The organism is Halanaerobium polyolivorans (genome assembly GCF_020711195.1).
In the GTDB taxonomy this organism is placed as follows: domain Bacteria; phylum Bacillota; class Halanaerobiia; order Halanaerobiales; family Halanaerobiaceae; genus Halanaerobium; species Halanaerobium polyolivorans.
This window is the reverse complement of record NZ_JAJFAT010000021.1, coordinates 20,403-33,981: the sequence shown is the minus strand read 5'-3', so window position 1 is coordinate 33,981 and position 13,579 is coordinate 20,403. Positions and strand designations below refer to the sequence as shown.

Genomic DNA, 13,579 nt, shown 5'->3' with positions numbered 1-13,579 from the left:
TATATTACAGTTTGGTCCACTATGGGCATTTTATTTATTATTTTTTTAATTAGTTCAAGTTCATTATACAATCAAGCGGTTTAATAAACATAAACTTTCTTTGATCTGAACGCTTTTCATTAAATTTGTAACCATCCAACTCTATTTCTTTAATCTTATCCAAACTATTGACCTGATTTTTAATCAATTTATTGAGCAATTTACCCCTATTTTGCTTAACATAATAACCAATTGTTTTAAGACTGCCATCTTCTTTTTCTTCTTTAAAATAAAAGTCAATTATTTTACCCTGATAATTTTTTTCTACAACTTTACTATATTCATTTGAAGCCAAATTAATAATTAGATCAACATCAGCAAAATAAGCTTTCATTTCTTCCTGCCAGTATTCATAAAGATTAATATTATTCGGTTTTAAGCTCATTTCCAGTCTGTAAGGCCAGATTTCTGTATCTGAGTGTAAGGGTCCATACATTGGAGAGAGAATAATAAGATTTTCCTCTAAGTAAGAAAACTCTTTCTCAGCATAACTTTCTAAATCAAGTTGTTTAAAAACTGCCCCATTATAACATTCAATAGCAGGCAAAGTTTGATCGTCAAAACTATGTTCCTGGTAAAATTGATAGGTTCTATCCAGGAGATTACCCTGTATATCTAACTCTGTTTTTAACTCTTCTTTTGAAAGTGATTTTAAATACTCAAATAATTCTTTGGTCTTATCCTCTTTTAAAATAGCTCTGCCTTTTTCTTCTCGCTTTCTTTCATGATTTTGAGTTTTACTTGGTGATAAGATAATTTTCATATTTTAATTCCTTTCTGTTTAATTATTGTTGATTATTTATTAGTTCTTTTGCTAGCTTCAATAAAAAATATCAAAATATAAAAGTGTTTTAAAAAGAACAATTATTAAAATGATGGTTTTAATTGCCAGATGAATATTCTTAGTTAAATTTCTTTTTACTTTAATGTTTAATCGGTGAAATAAATGATAAAAAAAATCATCATTGTCTCCACTATAACCATAACGCTGCTGCAAAAGAGTCAAATAGCATTCACCAAAATATATTTCATGAGCTTTATGGAAAAATATAAGTAAAAAACCTAAATAAAACGGTGCTCTAAAAGCAAAAACAAAAGAAAATATTATAAAGATTAGATGAAGACTAATCAATAAGCTATCACTTACTGGAGCAAATTTATGATCTTTATTTTTTTTCAATTTATATCACCTACTCATAACCTTTATTTATAATTATAATATTAATCATCCCCATTTTCTGTAAAAAAGCTACATCTTAACTTATTTAAAATTCATTTTGTTTTCTATGTTTTGTATTCTAGCTTTATGAATATATTAAAAAAAATTAAGAAAGGTATTATCGGAAAAATAGTTTGAATTATCAGAATTTTAATCCTATAATTGTATTATACAAGGAGGTGGCACAATGAAAAAATTAGTATATTGTGATGAAACAACTGATATTGTTGGACCGGAAATAGAAATGATAGACACACTTGCTGCTGGAGGAAAATTTATTGTAAGGACAAATCCAGGCTGTTGGGGTAATATGATTACACCTCACATTAAAAGTTGGCATGAGGTTGGCAGGCCTGTAGCTATTGAAGATGCTGAGGTTGGGGATGCTGTAGCAATAAAAATAGATAAAATTAATGTTCTATCTCGAGCAACATCTTCAGGAACAGATGAAGCACAAGGTGAATATTTCAACAGTGACCCTGGTATAGATAGTTTCTGTGCTAATTGTGGAACTAAAAACCCAGATACCTATGTTAAAGGTACCGGTGAAGAAGCTGTCAAATGTAAAAACTGTGATTCTCCTGTAATTCCATTTATTATGCCACACGGCTATACAATGTATTTTGATAATAAAAGAGAATTTGGCATCACTGTTGATGAGAATATAAGCCAAGAAATTGCAAAAAAAGCTGAGAAATATAGCAATCTAACATCAGCAGGAATGCAGCATTCTATCAATATATTTGCCAAACATGATATGCCCGGAGTAGCTGCCCGTGTAATACCAATGATTGGTAATATAGGTACTATGCCAGCCATTAATATGCCTTCTTCTCATAATGCTGGAGATTTTGCTCAATTCTTGCTGGGAGCTGAGCATGAATTTGCCTGTAGCGAAGAAGATTTAAAAAATAGAAGTGATGCTCATATGGATGTTAATGAAGTCAGAGAAGGAGCAGTTGTCATTGCACCTGTGAAAGTTAAAGGCGCTGGAGTTTACATCGGAGATGTTCATGCGATGCAGGGAGATGGAGAAATTGCTGGCCATACAACTGATATTTCCGCTGAAGTAGAAGTCACTATTGATTTGATTAAAAATTTAAATAATTTGGGTCCAATTATACTTCCCAATTTTGAAGATTTAACTCCTTTAACAAAACCATATACAGAAGAAGAAAATAAAAAAATCAAAAAAACAGCCCAAAGCATTGGTTTGAGTTCTATAGAAGAAGAAATGTATCCTATTCAAATGATTGGAAGTGGGGCAGACTTAAATTCAGCTGCAGCAGATGGATTAGAAAAATTAGCAAAATTGCTTGATTATCCACTTGATGAAATAAAAAATAGAGTAACAGTTAATGGGGATATTAGCATTGGTAGAGCACCAGGAGTTGTTAATATAACAATTCTAACACCTATCTCAAAACTTAAAGAAATTAATCTTGCTGGAATTGTTAAAGAACATTATAAACAAAAATAACTATCTAATTAAAAGGCTGGAGGCAAGATTTTAGAATCAGGGGCTGCTGTATTTAAAAAATTCACCCGTGAAGAAGATATGGATGCCAGAATTGGTGGAGACGAATTTGCAATCCTTTTAACTGATTGCAGCCTAGAAAACGCAAAAAAGTGTGCTGAAAAATTGAAAGAAGAAATTGCTTCATTGAAGTTTAACAATGTTGATAGTCAGATTACTGCAAGTTTTGGATTGACCAATTTAGGCAAAGATGATAACAGCAAAAATTTTATTAACCGTTCAGACCGTGCTTTATATGAGTGAGAAATTTATACACAAATATTGACTTGAATTCCTATAATATAATACATTAAGTTTATTCTGATTCTTTAATAGGGTGATAAAATGTCTGATGATAATAAAACTAAACAGAGATATGATAGAATAGCTCCTATCTACGATAAATTTGAAATAATAATGGAAAAAGCAGCTTTTCAAGGCTGGAGGAAAAAGCTCTGGGATAAAATAGAGGAAAATTCAAAAGAGTATGATAAATTATTGGAAGCAGGTGTGGGCACCGGTAAAAATATTCCATATTATCCTGAGGGTATAAATTATACTGCAATCGATTTTAGTCCAAAGATGCTAAGTAGGGCTAAGGAGAAAGCTTCTGATTCCGTAAGAAAAATTGAGTTTAGAGAAATGGATATTCAAAAGCTTGAATTCACTGATGATTTTTTTGATTTTATTGTGACAAGCTGTGTGTTTTGCTCGGTACCTGATCCTGTTAAGGGCTTACGGGAATTAAAGCGAGTATTAAAACCTAATGGCAAAGTATATATGCTGGAACATCTACGGAGCCAGAAATTTTTACTTGGTCCGATTATGGATTTAACAAACTTTATCCCTAAAAATATTTGGGGTGCCAATATCAATCGCAGAACTCTGGAAAATATAGAGACAGCTGGTCTTAACGTAGAATCTGTTGAAGATCTCTGGTTAGATATCGTTAAGTTAATCATTCTTAGTTAAAGTATCACGAAAATAAAGTAGGGGGTGGAATCATTCCGCCTCCCTTTGCAAGATTTATTACTTTCCATTCAATTTTCTTATTAATCAGCTGTTTTTCAACTTCGGCTCACATCTTCATCTACATATTCTTTATAACTCTCTCCAAACGTTCTTTGATCTCTTTAGCCAATTTCTTTATCTCTTCATTATTAGACAGGTTCATAACTGCCATTGGATTTATGACAGCTACTATTGTATCACCCGAGTCAGAAGTAGAAACGATCACATTACAAGGTAAGAGCAGGCCGATATCTTCTTCCATTTGGAGCACTTTATAAGCAAATTTAGGATTGCAGGCCCCTAAAATGATATATTTATTAAAGTCTTCACCTATTTTATCTTTAAATGTCTGCTTCATATCAATCTCAGATAATACCCCAAAACCTTCCTTTTTCAATTCAGCTTTCACTTTTTCTATGGCATCTTCGTAATCAAGATCTACTTTTTTCTTCATGCTATAATTACTCATTAAATATTCTCCTTTCCTGGCTTAAAGCCAATTTAGTAATATATTTTAAGCCTCTATATATAAGTATAAAGATTGTGTAAATTCACTTATGTTAACCAATTACATCTTTGAACTAGAGATATAGCTGGAAAGTCAATAGAAAAAGAAGACAAAGTTGGATTGAGTTATTTTGATCTCTTCATGATCACTGCCAGTATTGTTGCAGGTTAGCAGGTGTTGCAAAATGCCTATAACACCTTAAAAATAAAGATACTAGGCATTGACACTATAGTATCTTTAGCAGCCATTGGAGCTATAATCACCGGGGAGTACTGGGAAGCGGCCGCCGTTACCTTTTTATTTACCTTCGGCTCATAAATTATTTTAAAGCCCACTCCATCCTATCTTTTAATCTCTCTTTTGTTAATCTCCCAGTATAATTAAATACCTGAAGACTAAAACTCGAACTACTTGAACAATAATCTCTCCAATTTTCTGCAACAAACTTTATTTCTTCTGCTGTAATTAATCCTACATCAGTGTCTTTTTTAGACTCTGCTTTAAGCCTTGGAGCTTTTTTTATTGATTCTTTTGTAAATGAAGGTGCAATAACCAAAAATAAATTAACTCTTCTGTTCTCTTTGTTAATATATCTCAAAAATTGTATGTAATGATCTTCTGGAAAAGTATAATCATTTTCACAGCTTTTGTTATCCCATAATACTACTTCATTATTGTTAAAAAGTAACCTACCATCTGGATTATCATTCCCTTGCATCTCTTGCAGCTCATGTCCTAATAATACTTCAAAAAGAAATTTAGTTGCTTCCTCAAAATATTGTTCAATTTCTAAATCTTTGTTAATAATATTGTTTCCGCGAAGCTGATCATATTCTCTTTTTGCAAGTTCGACTAAATAATTATAATATTGTTCACGCTCATCACCAGTTTCTACTTTATAGGTAATCAATTGCTTATAAAAATCAATTATATTTGCAATTTTTTCATCTTTAGTTCCGCTGATCTTTGGATCTTCAAGTTCACGCAACAAATCAGATAATTCTTCACTTGTTAGTATATTTAATGCTTCAGAAGGCTTAATTCGTGCTTGCAATATTCTTTTATACAATTCCTTTTTCTTCCCATAAATAGGCAATCTATTTTCACGAAGTATTTCTTTAAGTTGTGTTTTTTTAATTTTCTTTAATAAAAGAATGTATGAATCTTTGCTTAATTCAACTCCTAATATAGTTCTCATTTTTTCAGCAATTTCTTGAGGAATAACATAATAACAATCATCATCCCTAATTCTAGCAACTAATCCTCTGTACTGTAAATCTTTAAGAGAACTTTTTATTATTTTAATTCCATGAACTTTATTATTAATTTGCGGGAAATATCCCAACCTGCTTTCTAGTATTCGATGTTCATAAACTGATAAATTCAACTCTTCTTTTAATACATCGTCATAAAAAGCCAGATTATAAAGCTCTTTTTTTATATTTATCTATATCTCTATACATCTAATACTCCCCACATCAAGTTAAATGATTTGTCATAATTATATTTCAATATATTTGACAAATCTCCTTTATATATTGTGAATTTTCCAAAATGTTTCTTAAGAGTAAAATAGAAAAGACATTTAAAGCTAGCTGCAGGAAGTAAAGTTTTTGATTATATAAATGTTCTATTTTATACAATCTTTGTAAAGCTAGTTGTTCATCTTTGCTTCGTTTTATGTTACAATGATTTTTACATATATCTGTACCTCCTAATCTTTTTGTGGTTATTAACATTATACAAAAGGTACAGATATGTGTCTGTTTTTCTATTTTAATTTGTAAAGAACCTTCTTTAAATGATGAGAGCAGCAGTATAAAATAATTTTAAAGACAATAAGATAACACCCCTGATTTTAGATATATAAGGAGGAAAAGATGTCTACAGCAATTAAAATTAAAGAAATTAATAAAAGTTATGGCAATTTACAGGCATTAGACGACATAAATTTAGATATTGAAAAAGGTGAATTTTTTGGTTTGCTGGGTCCTAATGGAGCAGGCAAAAGTACTTTGATTGGAATTTTGGGAGGCTTGGTTCATAAGGATTCAGGAAAGATTACAGTTTTAGGTAATGATATTATTTTAAATTATAGAGAAACTAAGAAATCTTTAGGGATTGTACCACAGGAGATTACTTTTGATCCCTATTTTACAGTTAGAGAAACACTTGAGATACATTCTGGTTATTTTGGAATTAAAAATAATACTGATAAAATCAATGAACTGCTGGCAGCACTTAGTCTGAAAGATAAAGCAGAAATAGGACCTCGACAGTTATCAGGAGGAATGAAGAGAAGACTTCTGATTGCTAAAGCATTAGTCCATGATCCAGAAATAATTGTTTTAGATGAGCCAACTGCCGGAGTTGATGTTGAGTTGAGAAACAGCCTCTGGGAATATGTAATTCAGCTTAATAAAGAGGGAAAAACAATTATTTTAACAACTCACTATTTAGAAGAAGCAGAGGCCCTCTGTGATCGGATTGCCATTATGAATAAGGGAAAGATAGTTAAGGTCGACAGCAAAGAAAATCTGATAAATTCTATAGACAAAAAGATTATTAAGATTAAATTTGCTGATCCAGCTCATGAATTAAAAGAAGAGTTAATAGAAATTGATTTTAAATTAAATGATGACCAGAGACAGATTGAAATAGAAACAGCAAAACAAGATCTGGATAAAATTCTCAGGAAAATCAATGATTTAAATTTAGATATTGTCGATATAGATATTGAAAGTGCAAAGCTGGAGGATGTCTTCATTAAGCTGACTAATTCGGGAGGGGATGATGATTAATAATATCACTTTCTTTAGTCTTGTAAAAAGAGAAGTTGCAAGATTTTCTAAGGTAGCTATTCAGACTATATTTGCACCTTTAATTTCAACAGGCTTATATTTAATTATCTTTTCCTATTCCTTTCAAAATAGAGAGGTTGCAGGTTATGGTATCCCCTATATTGATTTTATTGTGCCCGGATTAATTATGATGAGTTTGATCCAGAACTCATTTGCCAATACTTCTTCTTCATTGATCGGTGCAAAGTATAATGGGATTATCATTGACTTTTTGCTGGCCCCTTTTTCCTATATTGAACTCACCTTAGGTTTTATGATTGGGGGAATGGTTAGAGGACTTGTAGTCGGCAGTGTAACTTATTTAGTAGCTACTTTCTTTTATGGAGGAGCAGTTGCTCATCCTTTTTTAGCATTATTTTTTGCGATTTTAGTTTCATCTATATTTTCTCTTTTTGGAATTGTTGCCGGCCTATGGGCAGAAAAGTTTGATCATGTTTCTATTTTTTCTAACTTTTTTATTACACCATTAACCTTTTTAAGTGGAGTTTTCTATTCTGTTAAGGGACTGCCGGGAATCTGGAGTGAGGTTTCATTATTCAACCCCGTCTTTTATATGGTGGATGCGGTGCGATTTGCCTTTATCGGTCAGTCTGATATGGCACCATCTTTTTCGGCCTTGATTATTGGGAGTCTTGCTGTTATTTTATTATTAGTAGTTACTCATTTATTCAAAATTGGATATAAGATTAAGAGTTAAATTATAGATTATTTACATTATAGTTTTTCAATAAAAATAAGAACTGTTGTAAGCCGCTTACATCAATTTGTATGATAATTCTGATATAACAAAATTTAGAAATGAAAATTTTATGTAAAAATCAAAACAGGAGGTTTTTTGATGCCTTATTTAGCTGATGAAAATCGTTATGAAAAAATGCAATATAATTACACCGGTAATAGTGGTCTTAAATTGCCAGCAGTTTCTTTAGGCTTATGGCATAACTTTGGTGGGATTGATACTCTAGAAAATGCCCGGAAAATGCTGCGTAAAGCTTTCGATTTAGGAATTAACCACTTTGATCTTGCCAATAATTATGGTCCCCCCGCTGGATCAGCAGAAGAAACTATGGGAATTTTAATGAAGAAAGACTTTAGACCTTATCGTGATCAACTGATAATTTCTTCTAAGGCAGGTTATTATATGTGGCCTGGTCCATATGGAAACTGGGGTTCTCGTAAATATTTAATTTCCAGTCTTGATCAAAGTCTACAACGAATGGGACTTGATTATGTAGATATTTTTTATCATCACCGTCCAGACCCTGATACACCTCTAACAGAAACAATCGGAGCTTTAAAACAAATTCAAGATCAGGGAAAAGCACTTTATGTTGGCATTTCAAATTATAATTCTCAGCAGACTAAAAAAGCAGTAAAAGTTGCTGAAAATATGGGAGTCGATCTGCTCTTAAACCAGTATAATTATTCTATCTTTGATCGTTGGTCTGAAAAAGAAAATCTTTTAGAAACTCTTGAGGAAGCCGGAATGGGTTCTATTATCTATTCTCCACTGGCTCAGGGATTATTAACTGATAAATATCTAGATGGAATTCCTGCAAATTCAAGGGCTGCCAAAGAAAGCGGCTCTCTTAAAAAAGATAGTATTACAGAAAAGAAATTAGAAAAAATAAGAGAACTGAATCAGATTGCTGTTGATCGAGATCAAAGCTTATCTCAGATGGCTTTAGCCTGGGTTTTAGACCAAGGAGCTACTTCTGTTCTTGTTGGGGCCAGTAAAGTTGAACAGATTATTGAAAATGTTGGCAGCTTAAATAATATAGAATTTACAAATGATGAATTAGCTGCTATTGAAGCTATAACAGCCAAATAATAATTTAATTAAGATTACTTTAAGTCTTGATCTTCTACACTAAAACACAAAAAACCCGCCTTACGGCGGGTTTCTAAAAAGGGCTTGAGCCCTGTTATATCATGGCGGAGAGACTGGGACTCGAACCCAGACACCTTTCGGCTTCACCGGATTTCAAGTCCGGCCCCTTAGCCAATTCGGACATCTCTCCACTTATGTCACAAGTAATATAATACTATATAATCTTATTGCTGTCAAGATGTTTTCTGCAATTTTTTGCTGGTTTTCTATGAGTTTTGCATTTCATATTGCAATTCAAGCTGCTTATTAATTATTATCTCTTAGCTAATTACGTTCTGGGGGTCGCCTGTTAACCATTTTTCAATATTTGCAAAGACTATCTCAGCTCTTTTTAAAAATGCTTCTTCTGTTGCAAATGCTGTATGAGGAGTTAAAATAGTATTTTTGGCATTTAATAATGGATGGTTTTTTGGTATAGGAGGTTCCATCTCAAAAACATCTATACCTGCTCCGGCAATTACATCATTATTTAAAGCCTCAGCCAAATCTTTACTATTTACTACAGGTCCTCGGGCAGTGTTAATCAAAATTGCAGTCTTTTTCATTAAAGCAATTTTTTCTGCATCAATTAAATTTTTTGTCGATTTTTTTAAAGGAAGATGTAAACTTAATACATCAGCTTTTTTTAGAAGAGCATCTACTGCTAAATACTCTACACCCATTTCTTCGCCTGCTTTATATTTTTTGTGATTGTCAACTAAAATATTACAGCCAAAAGCCTTAGCAATACTGGCAGTTTTCTGACCAATTGAGCCAAAACCAATTATTCCGAAATTTTTCCCGGCAAGTTCATTTCCAATTAATCCTTTTCTAGTCTTTGCAGCTCTAACTGCTTGATCAGATTCTTTCATCTTTCTCATCAAATCAATTGCTAGACCAAAAACCAATTCTGCTACTGCTTGATTGGCATAACCAGAAGCATTTGATACTAAAATATCATTTTTCTGACAGGCTTCAACTGCAATATGATCATAACCAGTAAATGCAACAGAAATCATCTTTAAATTCTGGCAGGAATTAATTACTTCTGCTGAAAGTGGCTGATTTGCAATAATTAAAATATCAGCATCTTCTGCTCTTTTGATCATTTCTGACTCATTTTCTGCTCTATTCGAATACGCAATCAATTGATGGCCTTCAACTTCAAGTCTTTGTCTGTATTCTTCTATCTTCAGCAGAGAAATATTAATCGGCTCAATCATTACAATTTTCATTTGGCACCCTCCTAAAATTTTTAATTAATAATTTTAATTTATTATCTTCTCTACCCTTCTATTTTCTCACAACTATAGTTTTTTTAAAAGTTTTTTTCTTAAATAGTAATTTCTTTTGGAATCTTTTAGAGCTAAATTATTAGAAGCTGGCCTTTATTTTCTTAAATATAGAATTTAAGCTTAATATAGCTCTAAAATGTTGCTAAATTATTAATATAATGATATTATAGTAATATAGAGTAAACTGAATCATAATCAAATTTAGTCTAGCTATATAGAGCTAAAGAGATACTTAATAGAATAATGACAATAATTAAGCATCTAATCTCCTGTCAATAAAACTTTTTTAGCAAATTATAATCAATAAAGTTCAAACAAATACCATATTAGTTATATCTCTCAAGGAGGGAGTCGATTGAATAATCAAATGATTGAAAAACTCAAAAAAAATATTAAAACTGTTGAAGAAGAATTAAGAGATTACGACACTGAGCAAAGTAATGAAGTTAAACAACAAAATTTAAGTGAGATTGCTTCATCTTTAAAAACTATTTATTCTTATATTGAAGTTTCCATGGGTATAAATGATCGGGAAATAGAAAATATTAAAATCAGATATAGGAATTTAGATCATCAATACAAAAAACTGAAAAAGAATCTTGATAACTCACCAGATGATACTAAAAAAGATTATTTAACCTAAAAACTCCTATCATTCAAAAAACTGATAGGAGTTAAGGTTTTGCAATTATATTGTTAAACGAAGATTTTTTGCAATTACTATCTCACAGGACAGGCAGCTCCAGATTCACAAGCTCCTTCTTCTACTTCTCTTTCAATATACTCTGTTTCATATTTTGTTACTAAAGAAGGATTAAACCTTTTCATTTCTTCTACTCTTTTATTATATTCTTCTTCAGTGATTTCTTCATAAGGCATCAGCTCATAGAAGTTATCACTGTAAGATAAAAATGAAATGCCAACTACATCTTCCCAGTTTTCCCACAGCCACTCTTCTACATCTTCCCACTCATCATCTTTTACATGAACTGTAATTGAGGCATTGTGATCAACATAATTCTGCATGAACATTTTATATGTTTCCAGCTGGGTAATAGCATCAATATCAGCTTTAACCTCACCTTCTGGTGCTTTAACCGGGAACTCAATTACCAGGGTTTCAGGATCATCTGGATTCTGACCTACTTCTGGGTGAATTGGATAATCTAATTCTTCACAGACCCGGGCCAGCGGATCAGAGGCAGATATCCTCACTCTACGAATATAATATTCACTATGTGAATAATGTAAGCCACTAGAAACGGTCGGCATCTGAGTTTGAGTACCTTCAGGCTTGACAGTAGTCATTAATTTGGGTACATTATCCCCAACATCTTCTGCTATCTCTTTAGCTGCTTTGTGTGAAACCTCTCTTAACTCACTTAAAAGTTCTGCTTCTTCTGCTTCACTTAGTCCAGCAGCATTTTTCATATCCTGCCATCCTGTTAAGGAATTACCTATTAAACGATCCCGCTTATTTATTTGATCCCATTCTGGCAGCTCAAATTCTATTAATGACATTCTATAACCTGAGCGAGCAGAAAGTTTTTGAGCTTCAAACATAGCTTCTTTATCTATATTACCTTCTTCATCCACAAATGACATTACATTTAAAGAAGTTAAATTACAAACTCCTCTTGAGTCTAATAATATTTCTGCACAGGGATTAACACCTTTGAAGTTCTCTCTTCTACGACTTGCTTCCACAGCATTAATAAAACCTGGCTCACCACTATAACGCATCTGCTTAACATGCCAACTAAGCTGTTCTCGAGAAGGCTTATCTTCATAGAAAATACTGTTATTGCTCATCTGGCGATGAGAGATCTCAGGATTGATAACCCATTCATCATCTTCCTTGATATAAAGGTTGCTTTTAGCTTGTGCAATCTCCTTATCTTCTTTGGCAAAAAGACAAATCTGAGATGAACGTCTAACCCCTCCAGAAACTACATTTTCTGCTATTATGTTTGCTATATCCATTGCATCAATAGATTTTAATTTAACTCTTTTAATAGAATCCAATTCTCTATCCGGTTTTTCTGTTAAAAGTTTGTCAATTTTAGTAAACATTCTCTTTAAGCTTTGATGTCCTGAAGCAGTCCCACCAAACGTTTTAAGCTTTTCTCCTTTAGGACGTACCGAATCATAATTAAATATAATTCTTTTTACAGGGCGAAAAGCATGGTCAGTTAAAAACTTAAAATAATATTCTAGAGACTGAATCCATCCTTCCTTGCTATCTCCAACATTTACTTCAACAACATCTTTACCGTCAAAATCAAAATCTGTGTACTCTCTTCTTTCATCTTTTGGTACAGGTTCATAATATTTATGAATTACCTCTATATCTGTTCTTATTTTAGGTAATTGTTCAACATCACGCGGCAGTACTCGAAACCCTACTCCACTGCCTATCATTAATAAATAGAATAAATCTTGATAAGCTTTAAAACTATCGATAACTGTAAAAGAACAATTATAATTTGACATACCATATTTTTTGCTGGATTTAGTAGAAGCAGTCCAAAGTGTTCTGCCTGCTAAAAAGTTCCTTAAATTATAAACATTATCATAAAGTTTTTCAGCCTCTTTTTTTGTTGTAGGAGCTAATGAGCAGTTATATTCAACAGCTCTTTTAACTGTTTCCCACCAGTACTCTCTCCTTTGTTCTTCCGGTAACCAGCGCGAATATGTCCTATAATAAATAAACTCTCCTAACTCTGTTGGAAATGGATTGGGCTGATGCTTATATTTACTTAAAAATTCATTTGATAACAAAGCACTTTCTTTATCTTTGCTTTTTCTCTGCAGTCTTGACTGCTGTCTTTTACTTCTGTAAAGAATATATGTCTTAGCTGTACTCACATATGCTGCCCGCATAAGTTCTTCTTCAACTAAATCCTGGATTTCTTCAACCTTTGGAGTTTTTTCTTTTTTATAAAACTTGTCTTTTAAAGACTTTTCTACCTCTATAGCTACTTTAGCTGCATCTTTTTTTGTAGTATCTTCACCTGATTCCACCATTGCTCTATATATTGCTGTAGTTATTTTATCCCTCTGATACTCTACTTCACGACCATCTCTTTTAATTACTGTCATGTCTGATTTGCTCAAATTACCAACCTCCTTTAAATTACTATATCTACCTGAATGTTTATTATAGCATAATTGGGTTTATTTTTCAGTAATAACAGCGAGTATATTAATCAATTATACTCGCTTAAAGCAAATTAGGTTTGGATAAAGAAATTTAGCTT

13 protein-coding genes and 1 tRNA gene are annotated in these 13,579 nt (G+C 32.1%); 7 read left to right on the top strand and 7 right to left on the bottom strand.

Going from position 1 to position 13,579, the window contains the following annotated elements:
• Window positions 1-49 precede the first annotated feature (49 nt).
• Window positions 50-802: a YaaA family protein gene (locus LJ207_RS11460; protein ID WP_229346635.1), complete on the bottom strand. Its 753-nt coding sequence runs from the start codon at window positions 800-802 to the stop codon at window positions 50-52.
• Window positions 803-859: 57 nt separating this feature from the next.
• The gene (locus tag LJ207_RS11455; protein ID WP_229346634.1) at window positions 860-1,219 is read right to left on the bottom strand and encodes a hypothetical protein; all 360 of its coding nucleotides are present in this window, start codon (window positions 1,217-1,219) and stop codon (window positions 860-862) included.
• A gap of 226 nt (window positions 1,220-1,445) precedes the next feature.
• On the opposite strand from LJ207_RS11455, the gene LJ207_RS11450 reads away from it, so the two are divergent.
• From LJ207_RS11450 to LJ207_RS11440, 3 genes are all read left to right on the top strand, one after another.
• Complete coding sequence (locus LJ207_RS11450; protein WP_229346633.1) at window positions 1,446-2,738, top strand: acetamidase/formamidase family protein; 1,293 nt, start codon at window positions 1,446-1,448, stop codon at window positions 2,736-2,738.
• A 27-nt stretch (window positions 2,739-2,765) separates the two neighbouring features.
• Complete coding sequence (locus LJ207_RS11445) at window positions 2,766-3,038, top strand: diguanylate cyclase domain-containing protein (protein WP_229346636.1); 273 nt, start codon at window positions 2,766-2,768, stop codon at window positions 3,036-3,038.
• 81 nt (window positions 3,039-3,119) lie between these two features.
• On the top strand, window positions 3,120-3,746 hold the full coding sequence (locus tag LJ207_RS11440) for a class I SAM-dependent methyltransferase (RefSeq protein WP_229346632.1): 627 nt from the start codon (window positions 3,120-3,122) through the stop codon (window positions 3,744-3,746).
• 118 nt (window positions 3,747-3,864) lie between these two features.
• Here the strand turns inward: LJ207_RS11440 and LJ207_RS11435 are convergent, their stop codons facing one another.
• On the bottom strand, window positions 3,865-4,254 hold the full coding sequence (locus tag LJ207_RS11435; protein ID WP_229346631.1) for a DUF302 domain-containing protein: 390 nt from the start codon (window positions 4,252-4,254) through the stop codon (window positions 3,865-3,867).
• Window positions 4,255-4,612: 358 nt separating this feature from the next.
• Window positions 4,613-5,680 carry an SAP domain-containing protein gene (locus LJ207_RS11430; protein WP_229346630.1) on the bottom strand — a complete coding sequence of 356 codons (1,068 nt, stop codon included), beginning with the start codon at window positions 5,678-5,680 and terminating at the stop codon, window positions 4,613-4,615.
• A 493-nt stretch (window positions 5,681-6,173) separates the two neighbouring features.
• Here LJ207_RS11430 and LJ207_RS11425 point away from each other — a divergent pair, with 493 nt between their 5' ends.
• The 3 genes from LJ207_RS11425 to LJ207_RS11415 all read left to right on the top strand — a co-directional run bounded on the left by LJ207_RS11425 (window position 6,174) and on the right by LJ207_RS11415 (window position 8,985).
• On the top strand, window positions 6,174-7,094 hold the full coding sequence (locus tag LJ207_RS11425; protein ID WP_229346629.1) for an ABC transporter ATP-binding protein: 921 nt from the start codon (window positions 6,174-6,176) through the stop codon (window positions 7,092-7,094).
• Window positions 7,087-7,851, top strand: coding sequence for an ABC transporter permease (locus LJ207_RS11420; protein ID WP_229346628.1), 765 nt, complete (start codon window positions 7,087-7,089; stop codon window positions 7,849-7,851). The genes LJ207_RS11425 and LJ207_RS11420 overlap by 8 nt, the downstream gene beginning before the upstream one ends.
• Before the next feature lie 141 nt (window positions 7,852-7,992).
• A complete protein-coding gene (locus tag LJ207_RS11415; protein WP_229346627.1) occupies window positions 7,993-8,985 on the top strand; it encodes an aldo/keto reductase in 993 nt (330 codons plus the stop codon).
• 102 nt (window positions 8,986-9,087) lie between these two features.
• Here the strand turns inward: LJ207_RS11415 and LJ207_RS11410 are convergent.
• A tRNA-Ser gene (locus LJ207_RS11410) sits at window positions 9,088-9,175 on the bottom strand.
• Between the two features lie 130 nt (window positions 9,176-9,305).
• Complete coding sequence (locus tag LJ207_RS11405; RefSeq protein WP_229346626.1) at window positions 9,306-10,259, bottom strand: 2-hydroxyacid dehydrogenase; 954 nt, start codon at window positions 10,257-10,259, stop codon at window positions 9,306-9,308.
• Window positions 10,260-10,674: 415 nt separating this feature from the next.
• Between LJ207_RS11405 and LJ207_RS11400 the strand changes: the two genes are divergently transcribed.
• Window positions 10,675-10,962: a hypothetical protein gene (locus LJ207_RS11400; RefSeq protein WP_229346625.1), complete on the top strand. Its 288-nt coding sequence runs from the start codon at window positions 10,675-10,677 to the stop codon at window positions 10,960-10,962.
• 77 nt (window positions 10,963-11,039) lie between these two features.
• Here the strand turns inward: LJ207_RS11400 and nrdJ are convergent, their stop codons facing one another.
• On the bottom strand, window positions 11,040-13,436 hold the full coding sequence (nrdJ, locus tag LJ207_RS11395; protein WP_229346624.1) for a ribonucleoside-triphosphate reductase, adenosylcobalamin-dependent: 2,397 nt from the start codon (window positions 13,434-13,436) through the stop codon (window positions 11,040-11,042).
• Window positions 13,437-13,579: the final 143 nt, after the last annotated feature.

Excerpts from the sequence above, each read along its gene's own strand:
- LJ207_RS11460 (WP_229346635.1), bottom strand. The coding sequence starts at position 802 with ATGAAAATTATCTTATCACCAAGTAAAACTCAAAATCATGAAAGAAAG.
- LJ207_RS11450 (WP_229346633.1), top strand. The coding sequence starts at position 1,446 with ATGAAAAAATTAGTATATTGTGATGAAACAACTGATATTGTTGGACCG.
- LJ207_RS11440 (WP_229346632.1), top strand. The coding sequence starts at position 3,120 with ATGTCTGATGATAATAAAACTAAACAGAGATATGATAGAATAGCTCCT.
- LJ207_RS11435 (WP_229346631.1), bottom strand. The coding sequence starts at position 4,254 with ATGAGTAATTATAGCATGAAGAAAAAAGTAGATCTTGATTACGAAGAT.
- LJ207_RS11425 (WP_229346629.1), top strand. The coding sequence starts at position 6,174 with ATGTCTACAGCAATTAAAATTAAAGAAATTAATAAAAGTTATGGCAAT.
- LJ207_RS11420 (WP_229346628.1), top strand. The coding sequence starts at position 7,087 with ATGATTAATAATATCACTTTCTTTAGTCTTGTAAAAAGAGAAGTTGCA.
- LJ207_RS11415 (WP_229346627.1), top strand. The coding sequence starts at position 7,993 with ATGCCTTATTTAGCTGATGAAAATCGTTATGAAAAAATGCAATATAAT.
- LJ207_RS11405 (WP_229346626.1), bottom strand. The coding sequence starts at position 10,259 with ATGAAAATTGTAATGATTGAGCCGATTAATATTTCTCTGCTGAAGATA.